At 68.5% G+C, this 19,018-nt stretch carries 16 protein-coding genes; 9 read left to right on the top strand and 7 right to left on the bottom strand.

What is annotated here, in order from left to right:
- Positions 1-275 precede the first annotated feature (275 nt).
- The gene (locus tag HCN51_RS62935) at positions 276-527 is read left to right on the top strand and encodes a TNT domain-containing protein (protein ID WP_240972787.1); all 252 of its coding nucleotides are present in this window, start codon (positions 276-278) and stop codon (positions 525-527) included.
- Positions 528-818: 291 nt separating this feature from the next.
- On the opposite strand, the gene HCN51_RS13245 is transcribed toward HCN51_RS62935, so the two are convergent.
- Both HCN51_RS13245 and HCN51_RS13240 read right to left on the bottom strand, forming a co-directional pair.
- The gene (locus tag HCN51_RS13245) at positions 819-986 is read right to left on the bottom strand and encodes a hypothetical protein (RefSeq protein ID WP_168009961.1); all 168 of its coding nucleotides are present in this window, start codon (positions 984-986) and stop codon (positions 819-821) included.
- Entirely contained in the window at positions 983-1,258 is a 276-nt protein-coding gene (locus HCN51_RS13240; protein WP_168009960.1) for a hypothetical protein, read from the bottom strand. Before HCN51_RS13240 ends, HCN51_RS13245 begins: the two co-directional genes overlap by 4 nt.
- Before the next feature lie 215 nt (positions 1,259-1,473).
- Between HCN51_RS13240 and HCN51_RS13235 the strand changes: the two genes are divergently transcribed.
- Complete coding sequence (locus tag HCN51_RS13235; RefSeq protein WP_168009959.1) at positions 1,474-3,126, top strand: WD40 repeat domain-containing protein; 1,653 nt, start codon at positions 1,474-1,476, stop codon at positions 3,124-3,126.
- A gap of 367 nt (positions 3,127-3,493) precedes the next feature.
- Complete coding sequence (locus tag HCN51_RS13230; RefSeq protein ID WP_168009958.1) at positions 3,494-4,612, top strand: TolB-like translocation protein; 1,119 nt, start codon at positions 3,494-3,496, stop codon at positions 4,610-4,612.
- Positions 4,613-4,684: 72 nt separating this feature from the next.
- Here the strand turns inward: HCN51_RS13230 and HCN51_RS62245 are convergent, their stop codons facing one another.
- Positions 4,685-8,506: an nSTAND1 domain-containing NTPase gene (locus HCN51_RS62245; protein ID WP_168009957.1), complete on the bottom strand. Its 3,822-nt coding sequence runs from the start codon at positions 8,504-8,506 to the stop codon at positions 4,685-4,687.
- Positions 8,503-8,652: a hypothetical protein gene (locus HCN51_RS13220; protein WP_168009956.1), complete on the bottom strand. Its 150-nt coding sequence runs from the start codon at positions 8,650-8,652 to the stop codon at positions 8,503-8,505. The genes HCN51_RS62245 and HCN51_RS13220 overlap by 4 nt, the downstream gene beginning before the upstream one ends.
- A 386-nt stretch (positions 8,653-9,038) precedes the next feature.
- On the opposite strand from HCN51_RS13220, the gene HCN51_RS13215 reads away from it, so the two are divergent.
- From HCN51_RS13215 to HCN51_RS13190, 6 genes are all read left to right on the top strand, one after another.
- Complete coding sequence (locus HCN51_RS13215) at positions 9,039-11,402, top strand: hypothetical protein (RefSeq protein ID WP_168009955.1); 2,364 nt, start codon at positions 9,039-9,041, stop codon at positions 11,400-11,402.
- Positions 11,403-11,891: 489 nt separating this feature from the next.
- The gene (locus HCN51_RS13210; protein WP_168009954.1) at positions 11,892-13,304 is read left to right on the top strand and encodes a hypothetical protein; all 1,413 of its coding nucleotides are present in this window, start codon (positions 11,892-11,894) and stop codon (positions 13,302-13,304) included.
- Positions 13,305-13,310: 6 nt separating this feature from the next.
- A complete protein-coding gene (locus tag HCN51_RS13205) occupies positions 13,311-14,018 on the top strand; it encodes a TIR domain-containing protein (RefSeq protein WP_168009953.1) in 708 nt (235 codons plus the stop codon).
- Positions 14,019-14,021: 3 nt separating this feature from the next.
- Positions 14,022-14,891, top strand: coding sequence for a macro domain-containing protein (locus tag HCN51_RS13200; protein WP_206066963.1), 870 nt, complete (start codon positions 14,022-14,024; stop codon positions 14,889-14,891).
- Between the two features lie 19 nt (positions 14,892-14,910).
- Positions 14,911-16,203, top strand: coding sequence for a hypothetical protein (locus tag HCN51_RS13195; RefSeq protein ID WP_168009952.1), 1,293 nt, complete (start codon positions 14,911-14,913; stop codon positions 16,201-16,203).
- A gap of 229 nt (positions 16,204-16,432) precedes the next feature.
- Positions 16,433-16,795: a helix-turn-helix domain-containing protein gene (locus tag HCN51_RS13190; protein ID WP_168009951.1), complete on the top strand. Its 363-nt coding sequence runs from the start codon at positions 16,433-16,435 to the stop codon at positions 16,793-16,795.
- A 16-nt stretch (positions 16,796-16,811) separates the two neighbouring features.
- Here HCN51_RS13190 and HCN51_RS13185 read toward each other — a convergent pair whose 3' ends face one another.
- The 3 genes from HCN51_RS13185 to HCN51_RS13175 all read right to left on the bottom strand — a co-directional run.
- Positions 16,812-17,402: an ATP-dependent Clp protease proteolytic subunit gene (locus HCN51_RS13185; protein ID WP_168009950.1), complete on the bottom strand. Its 591-nt coding sequence runs from the start codon at positions 17,400-17,402 to the stop codon at positions 16,812-16,814.
- On the bottom strand, positions 17,399-18,025 hold the full coding sequence (locus tag HCN51_RS13180; protein WP_168009949.1) for a ClpP family protease: 627 nt from the start codon (positions 18,023-18,025) through the stop codon (positions 17,399-17,401). Before HCN51_RS13180 ends, HCN51_RS13185 begins: the two co-directional genes overlap by 4 nt.
- Before the next feature lie 140 nt (positions 18,026-18,165).
- Positions 18,166-19,018: alpha/beta hydrolase (locus HCN51_RS13175; RefSeq protein WP_168009948.1), on the bottom strand; the 853-nt coding region annotated here is incomplete at its 5' end.

The raw sequence follows: 19,018 nt of genomic DNA, 5'->3' as shown, positions 1-19,018 counted from the left end.
GACCGCAGGGCGTTCTCGGTCACCTCGCGAGATAGGGACATCAGGACAAGGGCCTCGAGCACGAGCGGCTTGATCTGCGGCCCGAAGGTGGGAGTCCAGGAGCCGTCTACCGCGCTCGGCCAGTGCAGTGACTGGCAGGCCTCGTCGTCGCCATCCGGCTACGTGAGGCGGCCGAGACCCTCATCACGTACGGCTACGACGAGCACGCCAACCTCACCGAGATCATCAACTCCTCGGGCCTGCCGCTGCAATTCGCCTACGACGCCGACGGCCGCATGACGGGCTGGCGGGACCGGATCGGCACGTGGTACGCCTGGACCTACGACGATCAAGGCCGCTGCACGGCTGGTACCGGCATCGACGGCATCTTCGACACCGCGGTCGGCTACGCCGACAGGGTCACCACCGCCCGCGACTATGGTCTCGTCCGCTCGTGGTTTGGCCAGCCAGGAGGCGGCTTCCAGATACTCCGGCCCGACGGCATCGACTTGCTGCTCAAGAACGGGGATATCAGGGTGGTTCTGTGATGATGTCCAAGAGTCGCGGGCGGCGCTCGCCGACACCGACACCGACACCGATCCTCATCTCTACTGCATTCTCGAGAACCGGATGACAGCCAGTGGCGCCTGCGCAAGCAGGGAAAAGTGTGGCAGATGTTCTGGTTCGAGCGGGCGCCACATATCGGATGCAGCGGTGCAGGGACGAAAATACCGCCTGTGGATACTTTTTCAACCAGTCACGCAACGGGCGTTCTGAGCCGGACGGGTACGATACCGTATTAGGCTTGAGCGCGCTGTGAAGGCGCCACTCACCAGAGATCAGCAGCCGGTCGGTGCATTCCGTGCCTGCCGTGTGGATCGCCGCTCGGCGCACGCGTTCGCGCGAGTCGCTTGCGGCGGGATCTCCAGCACCTGAATGTCGTCGCCTGCGAACACCTCATCGACGCTGCTGGTGAATGTTGTGTCCCGATCCCGCAAGACGGTCATGCTCGCGGCGGTACTGCTTCGCCGTGGCCGAGCACGCTACTCGGCGGGTGCACGTGCTGGGAATCACGGCGAACCCCACCGTCGGCTGGGGCGCCCAGCAAGCTCGCAACCTGATGCTCGGCCGAGGCGATCGGATTGATGACTTCCGATTCTTGAAGTCGGGGCAGCAGGTTCACCGCTCTGTTCGCTGCGGCGGCCTCCTTACGCTCACGCACGGGTCGCAGAAGAAGACGGGATATGCGGCACCCGCCACCCTTGATGAAGTCGGTCACCGCCATGAGGGTACCGGCAACGATGACGATGGAACGTCACCATCAGGCAGGCCGGAACGACAACTCGCAACAGTCGATAGACGTGCTCCCGAGTTGAACCCGGATACGGCCTGCCTATCGCCGGCTACTAATTGCTGATCTTGACTGGAGGTGTACTTTTCTGGCTTGATCAGGACGCTTCATCTCATTCTCATCCCATACGAGCGGAGCTTCATGTGCGCTTGTTAGCCGCGAAATCTCGTGAATCCGCCCTGTCACGACCGGGCGTGCTGTTCGGAGCCCTGGCCCTGACCGCCGGCCTGCTCATTGCCCCGGCTTCCGCAGCCTCGGCTGAGAACTCCATGACCGATCTCGGCGCCGCTTCCTCCATCACTGATCTGGTCGCCGGAGGTGACAAGGTCGCCGTTTCGATCGACGATCACATCGTCATCGCGGACAGTACTGGCCAGGTCAAGGGCACCATCACGGGCCTGTCCGGCGCGTACGGCCTGGCCATGACACCCGATGGCACCCACCTGTACGCCGCGCTGATGGGCTCGAAAGAGGTGGCCGAGATCGACACCGCCACGCTGGAGATCACCCGGCGCGTCGACCTCGCCGCCTACGGATGCCCCTCGAGCTTGGCACTCACCGGGGAGCGGCTGTGGGTGGGTTATGGCGGCTGCGGCGGTGCGACCGGCGCCCTCGGGCTCGATCTGTCGGTGACGGTGCCGGAGCCCGTGCCGTTCGAGGTTCCTCTGAAGGCAGGCCCGTACCTCGCTGCGGCGGGGAACACGCTGGTGGTCGGCGAAGGAGGCGGCAGCCCGGCGGATCTGTTCGTCTACGACGTGAGCGGTACCACTCCCGTCTTCCGCGGCGAGATCGACGGGCACACCTACTTCCACGGCGGATTGAACGATGTCGCCGTCACTCCGGACGGCTCGCACGTGATCTCGGCGTTCACGCTTCCGGACGCCTTCGAGAAGTGGGACGCCACCACATTGGCCCGGGTGCACGCGTACGAGAAGGGTCCCGAGGCCGAGGGATACCCGGCAACCGTCGCTGTCAGCCCGGACGGCGCCTACATCGCGGGCGGGCGCAACCTGTTCTCCGGCGAGATGACGTTGTACGACACAGCCTCAGGTTCGACGATCTACGCCGCACGCCCGCCGGAAGGGGAGATAGTCGGCGGAAGCGCTGCGTTCTCGGGCCACGACATCCTCAGCTTGGTGAAGACGAACGCGGACCACCTCTACCTGTGGCGGATCAACGACCCGACCGTGCGGAACTCCACGCTCACCGTGACGGCCGCGCCTGACGCGACCGCGCAACAACCGCTCACCCTGACGGGACGACTGACCTTCGACGACGGGACCGCGCCAGGCGCGCAGCCGCTGTCCGTGACCCGTACCCTGCCCGACGGAAGCAGCGCGGAACTGCCTGGCGCCACGACCGCGGCGGACGGAACCTTCACCATCACCGACACGCCACCGACCGGCGGAGAGGTTACCTATACCGTGCGCTGGAACGGTGACGAGAGCCACCGCGGAAGCGAAGCCTCCGTCACCACCGCGGTCAGATACGCGTCCATGCTGACGTTGAACGGGCCGACACGCGCGGTCGCCGGCACGAAACTCGTGTTCAGAGGATCGCTCCGGGTGGCGGGGATCACCGCGCCGCGCAATGTCCGGCTCACGGTCGAGCGTATCCGCAGCGGCGATGACGACGTCATACAGCGATCGGTAAGGACCGGCATCGGCGGGTCGTACGCGTTCACTGACATCCTGGACGCAGGCGTGTACACCTACACCGTGCGCTGGGCCGGCGATGACCGGACCGGACCGGCGCAGGCCGGCCACGTCGTCACGGTCCACGAACGGACCAAGTGACCAGCGGCGCTGCCCGGCCATGCCCGCCGGGCAGCGCCGGTCGTGGTGAGCTCTCCGCGGATCCGCCGGTAGGCCCGACGCGGGTTGTCCTGAACGGGCGCCGGTGTGATCGGCACAGGTTGCTACCCGGGTGGCTGGTACGCCCGCGTTGAGCCAGTCGAGAAGCCGCTGTGGCGCAGGTCGAGTATTCCTTCGTACCCACCGAATTCGCTGCCGCCGGCGCCGCACCGGTCGCACAAAGTCGCTCCGCCCACTGGCCTTATCTCTGCACGCCCCGCCGATGCTTTGCATGGGAGCCGGGTCGCGTTTGCTGGATGTGATGCAGCCGTGACGGTTGTGCTGGCCCTTGAAGCGTAGGATCGAAATCATGCTTCTGCCGGTACGTCCGAATGCCGCTGCCAAGGCCCGGAGTGCCGGCTTATGCAGGGCCGCGGCCATAGTGCTGATGCTGATTCCCGTCACGTTGTCCTGCACTATTCAGGAGGTCAGTACGCCTCTTCCCGGGCGTCCACAGGTGTTGCCTGAAGTGCCCGAATTCGAGTCGGCGGCGAGCATATGGCGTGATGCCATAGTCACGGTGCCGGCGAAGGTGAAGGGCAAGCTAGCCGTTGAGCCGGCTGCCATGTTGCGCGAGGACGAGGTTCTGATGGTCGCCTCGTTCGAGTGGCGGCCCACTTTTTACTCCTACGATCTTCGTACGGGCGGGTTCCGCGCTCTCGGCACTGCGCCGAAGTGGGCAGAGTGCAGTTTGTGCTTCGAGGTCATGAGCGTGGCCACCAGTGAGACGAGGATCGTGTGGACGGCAGGGGTCTATCGCTCGGAGCCGTGGAACGCGGGCAAACGGCACGTTGAACTCTGGACGATGCCTCGGTCGGGCGGCGAAATGAGGTTGGTGACCTGGCTGACCGGGCATGGCCAGGTGCCGTTCGAGGACAGGTTGTCGATCGTCGGTGATGACGCCGTTTGGCACGGAGATGGGCAGGCTTATCGTGTGCCGTTGGATGGAGGGGAGGCTCAGCGGCTCCCATCGGTGGAGCAGACGGTGCCGGCGGCTGTGCGGGAATTGGACGGAACACAGTGCGGGCGCGAGTGGTGTGTCGGCCTGCCGCCGAACCGTCGCTATGAACTGACCAAACTCGTAGTGCTGCGGAAGGACGGGACGGAACGCCGAGAAGTCGTGGCGTCGTACGGAGGGCCCCTGATGAACGATCGGTTCGGTCTTTTCGGGGGGCCGTATGTGAATGGCGACAAGGAGAGGCGCCATACGGCGAAGCATCCTGGGCCACAGCCGGTTTTATACGATCGGTGCACGGAGAAGTCAGGGAGGATCGGCGGGCTGCTGAAGGGCAGTGCCGATTACGACGTGTTCAGGGGTGGCGAGCGGGCGGCCAGTCCAGAGGAACCGCTCCTGTACTGGACCTCGTCTGACCGTAAGTCCTGGATAGTGCTTGACTTGTCGCGGATTCCCGACTCCTTGTGTGCATAAAAATGCTTTTGCGGGGCATGGCGGTCATTCCTCGCTGACGTCCCGTTCTGCTGTAGCACCGCCTGGGCCGGGTCAGCTGCAGGGCGGGTCGTAGGAGGCGTCCGCGCCCACGTACCGGCGCCAGACGTCGGGTGTCATGGCGCCGGCCGTGGCGGCGCAGATGCCGCGGATGTTGCTCTCCGCGTCCAGTTCCCACAGCTGGACGGACTGATCCTGCCCTGCGCTGGCGAGCAGGCGCCCGTCCGGGCTGAAGGTCACGGACGAGACGGTGCCCGTGTGGCCGTGCAGTGGTCTGCCGCGGAGTTCTGCGCGTCCTGGACCGAGCACCCGCCACAACCACACGGTCCCGTCATAGCCCGCGCCTGCGAGGGTATGCCCGTCGGGGCTGAACGCGACGGCCCCGAGGCCGTCGTCGGGCCCGGCCAGGGCCTGCGGCGGGCGTACAGGATCGGTGACATTCCACAGCTTGATCCATCTGTCCATCGTGCCGGCCAGCGTTCTGCCGTCGGGACTGAACGCCAGGGACGTGGCCGTGTCGGGAAGGTCCGGCAGGGTTCGCGTGCCGGATGGACGCGCGGGATCGGTCACGTCCCACAACCGGATCACTCCGTCCACGGCCAGGGCCAGGGTGCGGCCGTCAGGGGCGAACGCCGGTGAGGGGATGCCCTCGGACGGGCCGTGCAGCACCGTCGGCCCCTTGGGATGCGCGGGGTCGGCGAGATCCCACAGCAGGACCGAGCTGTCGGTGGTGACGGCGGCCATGAGCCGTCCGCCCGGGCTGAACCACACCGACTGGAAGCTGTCCCGGGGAGCGAGAGGGGGGCCGAGTCGTTCGGTGAGGTATGGCGCTCTGAGACGCCACAGGCGGAGGGAACGGTTTCCGTCCCGCTCGTCGCCGATGGTGGCCAGTGTGCGCCAGCCGGCGTCAACGGCGACGTATCCGTTGATGCCCGGGGTCCTGTCGGTCGGCCACGTGGGAAACAGGCCGAGGGGCTTCGGCCGAGTGGGCCGCGTTATGTCCCAGATGTGGGGATTCAAGTCGTCGAAGGCGGCGAGAGTTCTGCTGTCCGGGCTGAAGGCCACTTCGTTGAGGGACATCGACCGGTCGGTGAGGCGACCAGCCTGGACGTTCCACAACCGCACCGTCCCGTCATCGGACCCGCTGGCGAGCGTACGGCCGTCCGGGCTGAACCCCAGCGACTTGACCTGCCCGGTGTGGCCGGTGAGTGTCCGCCCGATCTGCCGGAGTTCGCTCTGGCCGGCGATGTTCCACAACCTGATGACTCTGCCGTCCGTGCCGGCGAAAGTGTAACCGTCGGGACTATAGGCCACGTCGGAGATGTCGTCGCTGGTTCCTCCGAGCGGCCGGCTGGCCATGGTCCCGCCGACCGGTTCCCACCGCCGGATGTCGTCGCTCGCGCTGGCCAGCTCCGTGCCGTCGGAGCTGAACGCCAGCGCGTTGACCGAGCTGAGGAAGCCGTCGTGCCTGATGGGCCGTCCCATCGGACGCGGGTGGGCCGGGTCGTCGAGGTACCAGCACCGTATCGTGCTGTCGTTGTCGCCGACGGCCAGCTTGAGCCCGTCGGGGCTGAACGCCAGCGAGTACACGTTGCCGGCGACGTGGGCGGGTACTCGCGCCAGTGGTTTCGGCCGGGCCGGATCGCGGACGTCCCACAGCCGCACCTGCGTGTCCCCGACGGCCAGGACGTGTCCGTGAGGGCTGAACGCGAGCGAGGTCAGGTACTCGTTCCGTCTGGGGAGGGGGTGCAGCGGCTGGGGCCGCACCGGGTCGCGGACGTCCCACAGCCGCACCGTGCCGTCGTTGCCCGCACCGGCGAGAGTACGGCCGTCCGGGCTGAACGCCACCTTTCTGAAGCCGTCGGCGGGCTCGGCGGGGGTGCGGCCCAGCGGCCGTGGCTTGAGGGGATCGGCGACGTCGTACAGTCGCACCTGTCCGTCGGCCCCGGCGGCGGCGAGAACTCGCCCGTTCATGCCGAACGCCACCGTGTCGATCCCGGTGTCCCGGCCGGACAGCAGGATGGACAGCGGGGTGTGCTGGAGGTTGAGCACCTGGGTGTAGGTGTCGTCTCCGGGTTTCATGCGGTGTGCGACGAGGGTGAGCTGGGCCGACAGGGAGATGTCGGTGTCGGCGAGCCGGTCCGCCTCCGCCAGGACGCGGTTGTAGGTGGCCGTGTCCCGCTGGAGCTCCGCCTCGCCCTGCGAGCGTACGGCCATCACAGCGGTGGTGGCGGCGACCACGGCCAGCACGGTCAGGGCGGCGATGACGCCGGCGCGCAGCCGCGCCGTACGGCGGTGCTGCCGGACGCCGGCCGTCAGAAACTCCCGCGCCGCCACGCTGATGTCGCCGGCCGGGGCCGAGGCCGCCCAGGTCCGGGCGACCTCCAGGCGGCTGCCCCGGTACAGCAGGGCGGGATCGCGGTCCGCCCGCTCCCACGCGGCCGCCTCCTCTTCGAGGTCCTGGTGTACGACCCGGCCCGCCCTGTCGGCGTCGATCCACCGGCGAAGCCGCGGCCAGCCACGCAACAGGGCCTCGTGCACGATCTCCACGGTGTCCGTGTGCCGGGACAGCAGCCGGGCCTCCGTGAAGACGTCCACGACGGCGGACGTGGCCGCCGGCTCTCCGAACGCCTCCGCCAACTCCGCCCACGCCACCCGTCGCCGGGTGTCGTCCGCGCCTTCGCCGATCCGTACCAGTCGCAGGAACACGGCGCGGGCCCTGGCTTGCCCGGCGGCGTCCAGGCCATCGATCGCCTGGTCGGCGGTGGTGGCCAGGGCACGCTGGATGCCGCCGGTGGCCTGGTATCCCTCGACCGTGAGCGTAGCGCCGTGGCGCTGCTGCCAGCTCATCCGCAGGGCGTGCGCGAGCAGCGGGAGCCGTCCGGCCTCGTAACCGGCCGGCTCCTCCCGGCCGCGGGCTCCGGAGCCGTCGCCTGTACCGGAGCCGTCGCCTGTACCGCCGGATGAGCCGAGGTCGCGCAGAAGCAGCTCGACCAGGCCGGGTTCGATGTCCAGCCCCACGTCCTGCGCGGGGTAGACGATCGCCTCCCGTACCTCCGCGAGCGACATCGCGCCCACCAGCAGCGGCGCGTCCTCCAGAGCCGCACGCAACCCTGGATGCCCGGCGCAGGCCGCGTAGAAATCGGCCCGCAGCCCGATGACCACGACCCCGGCCGGCCTCGCCGCCGCGGAACCGGCGATCCGGGTCAGCACGTCGATGAACTGGCGACGGCGGCGCTCGTCGTCGCACGCCGTGAACAACTCCTCGAACTGATCCACCACCACGACGACTCGCATCCCGTCGTCATCGCCGGCGTACTCGGCCAGCATCGCCGCGCCCGCGGCGGGATCGACGCCGAGTCGCTCGGCGGTCTCGGCCCGGTCCGCGCCCGTCAGAGAGCAGAGCTGGGCGGCCAAGGCGCCGATGGGGTCGTCCGTGGGCCTGAACAGCAGGACCGGCCAGCGATGGGAGCCGGGCAGAGCCGAGGCCGCCAGCCTTGGCAGCAGGCCGGCGCGCAGCAGCGAGGACTTCCCCGCCCCCGACGGCGCCACCACCGCCTGGATGCCGCCGGAGCCCAGCAGGCGCCGGTCGAGCCGGGCGAGCAGCTCGGCGATCAGCGCGTCCCGTCCGAAGAACCAGCGGGCCTGCTCCGGCCCGAACGCCGCCAGCCCAGGGTAGGGGCACTCGACGTCCACGCTGCCCGGGCGGGCCCGCCGACGCGCGTCCGGGCCGTCACCGTAGTGGAAGTGCTGGTCCCGGCCCGCCTGGTAGATGCGCGCCTGACCGGACGCGTACGCCTCCTGCCGCGGGCCTGCCCCTTCCGGAGCGCCGCGCGAAGTGTCGCTGGTGCCCGGGTCCGGGTTCGTGCGGATCACCTCCTGGCGATGTGCCGGCCCTTGCGCGGTAGACGCTGGAGCCGTACGTGCCAGGAACCCGCCGACGCCTTCCCTGCGCCGGCGTCGCCGTCACGCCGCGCCTCCAGCACCCGGGCCGTCCCCGCGCCCGGCCCGATCGGGTCCATCGCTCCCCCTCCCGGGCGTCGTGCCGCTCTGCATACGTGTCGTCTTTGATCATGAATGCATTACCGGCGCGCCGCGTGCTCAGAGGGCTGTATGGGCTGCCAACGCCCACGAAACACTTCAAGCGGTATGCGTGTACGCGTGCAGAACGTCGCCGAGCCCGTCTGGTCGGCATATGTTCAGATCGGCGATTCGCTATGGATGCGGTCAGGGATGGACGCCACGGGGCAGATGAGGGTGCCGATGGAGCGGATCGTGGATGGGCGCCCTGGCCGCTTCGCCCGGCAGAACGCGTGCCACCCTTATGCCAAATCTCCGGACCATCCTAGGGGCATCCCTAGCCTCGCTCCCGATGCGGCGCAACGCCTGTCCTGGCGATACTGCGCGAATGGTCCTCCTCCAGGAAATCAAGGCGCCCGATTTGCTCACCGACATCAACGAGAAAATGAAGGCCGGCGACGGCCATCCGGTGGAGTACAAAGATCGTGCCATCATCGGGGATCTCAAGTTGTCGAGAATGCGGCTGTCCCGGGCACTGTGCTTCGCCAACTGCACGTTCAGTGGCGCGATCGACCTCACCGCCACGCAAGCCGACGGCGACCTCATCTTCGTGGACTGCGAAATGCACGGACTCAACGCCCCGAACCTGCGTACGGAGGGTCATCTCATTCTGCAGCGGGTCCACAACGTCGGCGCGATCTCGCTCATGCGGGGGCGGCTGAACGGCAACCTGCGCTGTACAGGCAGCACGTTCGAAGCAACGGACGGCCCGGCCCTGGATGGCCGCAACCTCCAGGTCGAAGGCGGCGTGCAACTCGACGAGGGATTCGCGGCCGACGGGGAGATCACCATCGTCGCCGCCCAGATCAAAGGCACCATCAACGCCCGGGGAGCGCAGCTGCGCAACCCATCGGGGCGTACCATCGATGCCTCGCACCTGGCGCTGGACGGCGAGTTCCTGTGCGGAGCCGCATTTCGCTCCGAAGGCGAGCTGCGGTTGCGGCTGGCCAGGATAGGCGCGCTGCACGCCAGGCTGGGCCACTTCGTCAACCCCGGCAGGTACGCCCTCATGGCGGAGGGCGTCCAGGTCGCCACCGGCCTCTATCTCAGAGGCGGCTTCGAGGCCCACGGGATGGTCCTGTTGAGCGAGGCGAACGTCAGGGGAGAGATCAACTGTACGGGAGGCACGTTCGCCGACCCGCCTCCGGACCAGGCGGTGATCGAGGCGGAGCACCTGACGGCCGACGCCGTGCTGATGCAGTACCAGTTTCGCGCGAAGGGGAAGGTACGCCTGGACGGCAGCACGATCACCGACCGGCTCAGCTGCAATGGAGGCAGGTTCAGCAACAAGGGCGACATCGCCCTCAGCGCCAATGGCGTGAATTGCGGCGAGATCCGCCTGGGCGACGGCTGTGTGATCAAGGGCGGTGTCACCCTTCACGTCGCCAGGATCGCACGCGAGCTGAGCTGTTCAGGGGGCCGGATCTGCAATCCCGGCAAGATCGCCCTGACGGCTAACGGTCTGATCTGCCACGGCACGGTATACCTGAACGACGGCTTCAAGGCCGAGGGGACGGTGCAGCTCCTCAGGGCCCGCATCGCGACGGAGCTCAACTGCACCCGCGGCACCTTCAAGGGCGACAGGACACACCCCGCCCTGTCGGTCAATGGACTGATCTGTGGCGGCGCCGTCTTCCTCAACGACGGATTCAAGGCCGAGGGCATGGTGGAGCTCATCAACACCACCATTGAGAGCGAACTCAACTGCACCAATGGGCGTTTCCACAACGTGGGCGACGACGCTCTCGTCGCGGAGGGACTGGTCTGCCGCGGCAGTGTCTACCTCAACGAGAAGTTCGTCGCCAAGGGCAAGGTTCTGCTGCATCAGGCATCGGTGGCCCGCCAGCTCGACTGCACCCACGCCAAGATCGACGAGTTCTACGCCCGATGCATGAAGGTCGGCACGAACTTCATCTGGCGTCCCCAGGAAACCCCGAAGGCGGTGGACGTCTCCCATTCGCACGTCGGCAACCTCCAGGATCTGCCGGCCTCCTGGCCAGGTGAGCACGCGACGACCCTCGCTGGGTTCGCTTTCGACGAGGTCGACGACGAGGGGATCTCGCCCGACACGCGGATCACGATCAGTCAGCGTCTGGGCTGGCTCCGCTCGGCGGCCTTCGCCCCCGACGTCTACCAGCGGCTCGTCCGCATCTACCAAGGTGACGGCCACAGCGACAAGGCCAGGCGGATCGCCATCGAACTCCAGCGGCAACGGAGGCGCCAGCCGGACCTGAAACTGCGGCGGGACGGCTCGAACGGCCGCGTCTGGAACCTCGGCGGTCCGCTCCTGCGGCTGTGGAACTGGTTCCTCGACAAGTCCGTCAGCTACGGCTACGCCTTCCACCGCCTGCTACTGCTGGCGGTGCTGTGCTGGGTCGTCTCCTGGTTCCTGTTCACCCTGGCCCAAGGGCAGGGGCTCATGATCGCCGCTGCCGCCGGGCAGGGCGGCCCCCGTCCCCAGGTGTACGAGTGCACGGCGAGCTATCCGTGCTTCGTGCCGTCCATCTACTCCATGGAGTTGCTGCTGCCGGTGGTCAACCTGCGCCAGGTGACCTACTGGCTGCCGGACTTCGCGGTGTCGCCGCTGGGCAAGGTGCTTTGGTACTGGGTGTGGGCAGTGATCATCTTCGGCTGGATGATGGCGATCGCCCTCGCGGGCGGCATCGGCCACCTGTTCAGCCGCCGCGACTGACTCACGCGTGAATCGACCTCGGGCCAAGCAGGCGCCAGCGGACCCTGGCCGATGATCGTCGATCAGGGGCTGGTGACGTGGGCGCCAAGAAACTCGGTCGTCCCGTGTGACCCGCGTAGTGGTATTCGTTGACCGTTCCTGCGATGACTTCTTCAGCGTCGCGAGGCGGCCGAGGGGCACCCGCCGGTGCCGGGACCCCGGCTGGTTTGCACGCCGCTGGAAAGCGGGCGATCACCGCCGTACGACGTATTCCTGATCGCGGATCACTCCTCAGTACGAGGGGACACGTACCAGTGAAGGAGTGCGCGAGGAATGCGCAAAAACACACTGTGCACGCTCTGTCCGGGGCACTCGTCGGATGCCGGCGCCTGCCCCCCGTGCCCGCTCACCGAGCTCAGCCTCGAAGCGCCCCCTGACGATCGTCCGCCGTCTCTGGCTTCGGTCTTCCTGCGCCGCCACGCCAGGGACATCAAACGGGCGGACGACGAGGTGACCCGGCACCTGTGCTGCGCCGCACAGGCCGACTTCGTCTTCGCCCAACGGCTCTTCGACCACATCGTCCGTCAGCCGCGGCGCGGTATCGCGACGTCGCCTGGCGTGGACATCCCGGCGGTGCTGCGACACGCGTGCGCGGGCCGGCGGCGCCGGGCCCTGCGTGACTGCGGTCTGGCCGCGTTCAGCCTGTCCGGCCTGTTCACGGCGTTGGGCGCGATCGCCGTCGCGATCCACACGTTGTCGTTGGCGCCCCTCCGCCTGCTTCCGTGGGCGCTGGGCTCGATGCTGCTCGGCAACACCCTGGTGAGGTTCGTCTACGGGCTGACCTTGAACCGCGCGATCACGGTGTCCCTCAGGCCCGGCCATTTCTCGCCGGAGGGGGCGCCCAACCCGGTGAAGCCCCTGCTGCGCCGGCGGATCGCGCAGATCGAGGAGCTGACGCGGGGCAACCTGTCGATCTACCGCAAGTTCGAGCCGTTCACGGGGTACGGGCAGGTCATCGGCGGCTGGTCGTTCGCCATCGACGTCACCAAACCCCGGTACGAGGGAGCCCCCACGAAGCCCTTCGAGGTTCACGACATCCGGGAGCGCGTGGCGGCGCAGGTGCGGGCGCTCAACTGGAAAGGCCTTGAAGTCACGGACCGGATCTTCGTCAGTGGCCGCGACGTCTGGAAAGACGATGGTTATGTCGACGACACCGGCTGTCCCCTTCCGGGTGTCGGGGACACCAAGATCGACGAGCTGCTGGCGGAGCGGGACGGCCGGGCACGCCCGTACACGGTGATCCGGTTGATCGGCTGGGACGGTGAGCTGGCGCTCACCATCTTCCTGCGGTTCGCGATCGTGCAGCAGAACCTGTTCATCGAGGCGAGCCATTCCGTGCTCACACCGTTGCAGGCGCGCTTCCACAAGTACGACAAGGTTCGCCCGATCACGTCGCCGTGGAGCCTCGCCTGGCTGGCGGTACGCAGCATCGGCCTCTTCGGTGGCGTCATGGACGTGTTCGGTCACCTGTCGGAGTTCGTACGGGACCGCAGCGCCCTGGCCGAGCCGGCCGTCGCCCCGCAGGACCGCAGTTTCAACCACGGCGCCTCCTACTGCGTCCGCGAGGAGGCCAGCGACTCGCGGTACCAGCGCTATTTCCAGAAGCTCGACAGCGAGATGTACACGAAGGTCGTCGAGCAGCGCATCTTCGACGCCATGGTGGAGTTCTTGGACGAGCGCAACGTGCACACCGGGGAGCTGATCGAGCGGCAGACGACCATTCTCAACAACGGGGTCCTGGTGACCGGCGGCAGCTCCATCAGCGGAAGCAGCGTCGCGGCAGGGGACAACGCGCAGGCAACCACCCATATGCCCGCGCCGAGCGACAACAGGAGCAAAAAGGGCAAGCAGAAGGAGAAGTGAGGCATCGTGGCCGACAACTACGGCATCCAGGTGAGCGGTGGGTACGTGACCGGATCCTCCCTCGCAGCCGGGCCCGGGGCGCGGGCGACGACCTACGGCACCCCGCCGCCGGACGACGACGCGACCGAGCTCGCGCCGGTCGGTCACGCGCCCGTACCGGAGAAGGAGCGTAAGGTCTTCGTGATCCACGGGCGGGACGAGCAGGCACGGTTGCGCGTCTTCGACCTGCTGCGCCGCATGGGCCTGGAGCCGCTCGAATGGGAGACCCTCGTCCGCGAGACCGCGACCATGAGCCCGCACCTCCTGGACGTCGTCGGGCGGGCGTTCGGGACGGCGCAGGCGGTGGTCGTGGTGATGACGCCCGACGACATCGTCCGGCTGCACCCCGAGCTCGCCGGCGACCACGGCGACCACGGCGACCACGACCAGCAGTGCCAGCCGCGGCCGAACGTGCTGTTCGAGGCCGGCATGGCGTTCGGGGTCGCCCCGGCGCGCACGCTCCTGCTGCGACTGGGCCGGGTGCGGCCCTTCTCCGACATCGCCGGGCTGAACCATGTCCAGGTCGACGGCTCCGCGACGAGCGTGCTGAAGATCCGGCAGCGACTGGAGACCGCGGGCTGCCGCCTGTCCGGGACGGGCGTGGACTACGTCGAACCGAGCCTGCTCCGGGACCTGGCCGCCTACACCCGCCGGCCCCCGCGACGGGGACGATGACCGGTGGGCCTGATCCACGGCCTGCGGCAGGTCGTCCGCACGTCCCGGGGCCGGGTGTTGCTGGCGACGCAGTTCTTCATCGCCTTCGGCGTCGTCTCGGCCGGCGTCCAGTTCGTCGGCCAGGTGTTCGGCGTGCGGTTCGGCAATCCCGGCGGCGTGACGGCGATCTCGCTGGCGGCCTGCCTGGCCTGGGGCGTCCTGGCCGCCTATTCGCGCGGCCGGGTGTCGCGCGACTTCCCCCACCCCGACATGACGATCACCATCCAGGTCGGCGACCTGTTCGCCCAGGAGGCGGATCTGGTGGTCGGCTTCACCGACACCTTCGACCTGGACACCACCGACGACATCATCATCAATCGCAACAGCCTGCAAGGACAGCTGCTCAGCCGCCTGTACGAGGATGATCTCGCGCGGCTGGACGGAGAGCTGAAACGGGCCCTCGCCGCCACCGTCCCGGTCGCCACCGAGCCCGCGGAGTCCAAGCCGCGCGGCAAGCGGGATCGCTACCCTCTCGGCACCGTCGCCGTGATCGGCTCGCCGCGGCGCCGGATCTACTGCCTCGCCTACAGCAGGATGGGCAACGACCTGGTGGCGCGCTCGTCCGTCGACGACCTGTGGGCCGGCTTGGCCCGGCTGTGGGCCGCGGTCGGGGACCGCAGCCAGCTCGGTCACGTGGCGGTGCCCGTCATGGGGGCGGAGCTGGCGCGGGTGCATGCCCTCGACCGGGAGAACCTGCTCAAAGTGATCATCCTGTCCTTCGTCGCCCACTCCAGGATGCGTCCGGTCTGCCGCCGGCTCACCGTGGTCATCCGGCCCGAGGACGTGGAGAAGGTGGACCTGCTCGAAATGCGCGCTTTCCTCGCCGCCCTCTGAACGCCGTAGGATCGGCGCCGTGGCGAAGAAGCGTAAAGGGAAGGCGAGCCCCACGCGCGGGGTCAGTGGCAACCCCGCCCGGCGCGCGCAGCAACTCGCCGCCCGTCAGCCCTCGCCTGATGCTCGTTCGTCGGTGTTCGAGTCGCTGCTGGGGACCGCCGGGGATCAGTGGTGGCCGGGCTCCCATCGTGCGATCATCGAGCGCCTCGCCGGTCTGCCCGTCGGCTCGCCGCTGCGGCTGGAGAGCGCGGTCGTCGACCTGGTCGGCGAGGAGATGTGGGCGCGCACCCAGGCCGAGACCATGGGTTTCCACTGGGACCAGTACCTGGCCTCGCTGGCCGACCTCGTCCGTGACCGGATCCGGCACGCCGCACGCGCCGGCGGGCAGGTGGACGACCTGTGGCGGCTGCTGCACGGGCTCGCCGCGATGACGCCGCCGTCCGGCGGGGAGATGTTGCGCCGCGACCCCGACCTCGCCGTCCGCGAAGCCGTCGAGGACAGCACCGCAGCTCTGGCCGAGGCCGGTGCCGTTCCGGGGTGGCCGGGTGAGGTCCTGCGGGCGGCTCCGGCCGGAGAGCCGCTGCTGCTGACCGACGTGTACGGCTCGCGCCACGCGCTCGTGGCCCCCTTCGCCTGGGATGGGGAGGACCCGCACTGGTACTGCTGGGACATCGACCGCTGCACCGGCGACCGGGTCGTGCACGCCGCCGTCTTCGCCTCAGCGGAGGAGGCGTTCGCCGAATGGCGAGCCGCCGTGGGGGCGCACGCGGCACCCGACTCCACCCGCCCGGCCCCGTGTGACCAGGTCACCGTCCGTGACCTGGTGGATCCGCTGTGCCGTTCCGACCTCCTGAGTGCGCTGATGATCGGCACCGAGTCGCGACAGTTCATCGCCGAGCTTTTCCGCCAGCGTCAGCGCGCCAGAGCCCTCTGCGAGCCGTTCACCGTCGCGCCCGAGGCCGGTCCGGACCTCATCCCGATCATCGACGACTTCGCCGCCTGGCTGCGCGACCGGGACGGCCGCAGGCCCGAACGGGAAGACGTCGCCACGCTCGCCGACAACTGGTCCGACCTGTCCGGGCCCGGCTACTACGCCTGCTCTCCGCATCGGATCGAGCACACCGTGATCCTCGTCGCGGACGGGTACGCCGACGAGTACGCCGAGGCCGCCCTCGACCTCCTGCCCGAGTGGGTCGAGTGGTGCATCGAGCGCACCGGCCTGACCGGCGAGCCGGCCGAGCGGGCCCGGCAGGCAGCCGCGAACAACCGGTGGCACGGATCCGACAGCATGGACCTGCGCCGCACCGAATAGGCGAATCGCTCCGGAAAACGGCCATGTCCCGCGGGGATCGCCGGGCATGGATGCTCTTGATCATGCCCAGGACGGTCGCCGGCAGGGCTCGGCGACCTGGTCCTGAGCGAGAGGGATCTCTACGAGGCATAGCGCCCTTCACCGAGCGGCGGTCGCTCGGTGAAGGGGGCTGGTTCCGCTCTGCGCGAAGCCGGCAGAGCCCGAACGCCCTGGCTATTTATGGTGAGGTATGGCCTCATCCATCCCGTCGCGTCCAGTGTTCGATCGGACCGCCCCCAAGCCCTTCCCGGCCGGCGAGCCGCTGTGGCGGCACGTGCTCGGTGAGTGCTTGAGAGGGCTTCGCCATGAGCGGGGCGAGAAGCTGAGCGAGACGGCACGTCGTGCCGGGGTCTCGCCGCAGTATCTGTCCGAGATCGAACGGGGCGTCAAGGAGCCGTCGAGCGAGATGATCGCCGCGGTCGCCGGTGCGCTGGATGTGACGCTGGTCGATCTGACCCTTGCCGTCGCCGAGAGCCTGCGGCCCGCTCAGCACGGCGCGTCGAGGGGGGCCACCTGCTCGGCGGCGGCGACGGTGTACGCGCTGGCCGCCTAGCGCGGCCGGTCTCGGGTTACGAGCGCTCCTCGATGATCTGGTCGAGGAGCCCGTACTCCAGGGCCGCTTGGGCGGTGAACACGCGGTCGTGGTCGGTGTCGGCGCGCAGGGTCTCGACCGTCTGGCCGGTGTGCCGGGCGAGGATGCGCTCGATGTCGGCCCGGACGCGTACGACCTCGTCGGCCTGGAGGATCAGGTCGGGGATCGTGCCGCGGCCCTGGGCCGCCGGCTGGTGCAGGATGATCCGGGCGTGCGGGAGGGCGGCCCGCTTTCCTTCGGCGCCCGCGGCGAGGAGCACGGCACCCACCGCGACCGCCTGTCCCACACAGGTGGTCGAGACGCGCGGGCGGATATGGCGCATGGTGTCGTAGATCGCGAGCATCGCGCTCGGGTCTCCGCCTTCGCAGTTGATGTAGAACTGGATCTCCGCGTCGGGGTTGTCCGATTCCAGGAAGATCAGCTGCGCGATGAGGGCGTTCGCGACGCCCGCGTCGATCGCGGTGCCCAGGTAGACGATCCGCTCGGTGAGCAGGTGCGAGTAGACGTCCATGATCCGCTCGCCACGAGGGTGCTGGGCGATGACGTTCGGGATCGTGTAGCTGGTCACTGGCCGACTCCTTGGGTGACGCCGAATCCGGGCCGTGGGCGATGTTGTGGCGCGATCTCGTCGAAGTTCTGCACGATCGCGTCGATGAAGCCGTAGTCCAGGGCCTCCTGCGCCGTGTACCAGCGATCGTGCAGGGAGTCCTCGAAGATGCGCTCGACGGGCTGGCCCGTGTCCTCGGCGATCAGGCCGAGCACCGTGTCGCGGGTGTGCCGGAGGTCGCCCGCCTGCAGCTCGATGTCGACCGCGGTGCCGCCGATCCCCGCCGAGCCCTGGTGCATCAGCACGCGGGAGTGCGGCAGGGCGCGGCGCTTCCCCCGCGTTCCCGACGACAGCAGGAACTGCCCGGCGCTGTAGGCGATGCCCAGCACGAGGGTCGACACGTCACAGGGGATGATGCGCATGATGTCGCGGATCGCCAGCATCGACGGGACCGAGCCGCCGGGGGAGTGGATCCACAAGGAGATGTCGGCCGACGCGTCCTGCGTGGCGAGAGCCATCAACTGGGTGGCCAGCAGCGTCCCGTTGTCGTCGTCGAGAGGGCCGTCGAGAACGAGGACACGCTGCTCGTACAGCTCGCGCCTGACCCGCGGGTTGAACAAGGGGAGTTTCGACTCTTCGCTCATGCGTCCATCTTGTGAGGCCGCCGGGACCGGAGTCGACACGATCTGCCTGCGGCAGATCTGCTGTGAGCAGCGTGAGCTGCTGAGCCGGTGGCGCGGGCCTCCTGGTGGTCGAGGAAGGTGCGCGCGGCCGGCTCGCCGCTCTAGCGCTTGAACAGGCGCGGAGCCAGGTCGATGAGGTTGTTCTGCCACACGTCCCAGCCGTGCGGCCCGGGGGTGACCCCGTCGAACTCGTAGCGGATGCCGAGCCTGTCCAGCGTGGCCAGTGACGCCGTGAAGAACGGGTACACGAAGTCCGTGCGGTCACCGACGTACAGGCGCAGCAGCTTGGTGCCCTTGTTGATCGCCGCCGCGTCGACCCCTGTCTCGTCGCCGAACCAGCCCGAGAACACCCCGATGTAGGCGAACTGGCCCGGGTGCGCCTTGAGCACCCCGAACGTCTGGACGCCTCCCATGGACAGGCCGGCGAGGGCCTGCTGGGATGGGTCGGAGGAGACGTGGTAGTGGGAGCGGGCGGCCGGGACGATGTTCTCCAGCAGTTCCTTGCCGAAGTCGGGCACGTTGCCGTTGCCCATGACGACGACCATCGGCACCAGGTCCCCGTCGAGGAACCGGTGGTCGAGGATCTGCTTGGCGCGGCCCATCTCGACCCAGTCCGTGTAGCTCTGGCCGCTGCCGTGCTGGAGGTAGAGGACGGGGTACGGCTCGGCGCGGTCCGGGTCGTAGCCGGGCGGGGTCCACACCAGCGCGGTGCGGTCCGCGTTGGCCACGGTGCTGCGGTAGGTCATGCTCTCGACCTTGCCGCCCTGGCCTGCGGGGACGTCCGAGAGGAGGCGGGCACGCTTCCCCGGCACGAAGAAGGTGCTCCAGTTCGGCTCGGAGGTCACCTTCGTCGGGTTCGACACGTCCTTGGCCGAAACCCCGTCCACGATCAGCTGGTAGTAGTAGAACCACGGGTCGAGCGGGCCGACGGTGACGCGCCAGCGGTCGCCGGCA

This window comes from Nonomuraea composti (assembly GCF_012034275.1).
GTDB classification, from domain to species: Bacteria; Actinomycetota; Actinomycetes; order Streptosporangiales; family Streptosporangiaceae; genus Nonomuraea; species Nonomuraea composti.
This window is presented reverse-complemented; position numbering and strand designations above follow the sequence as displayed.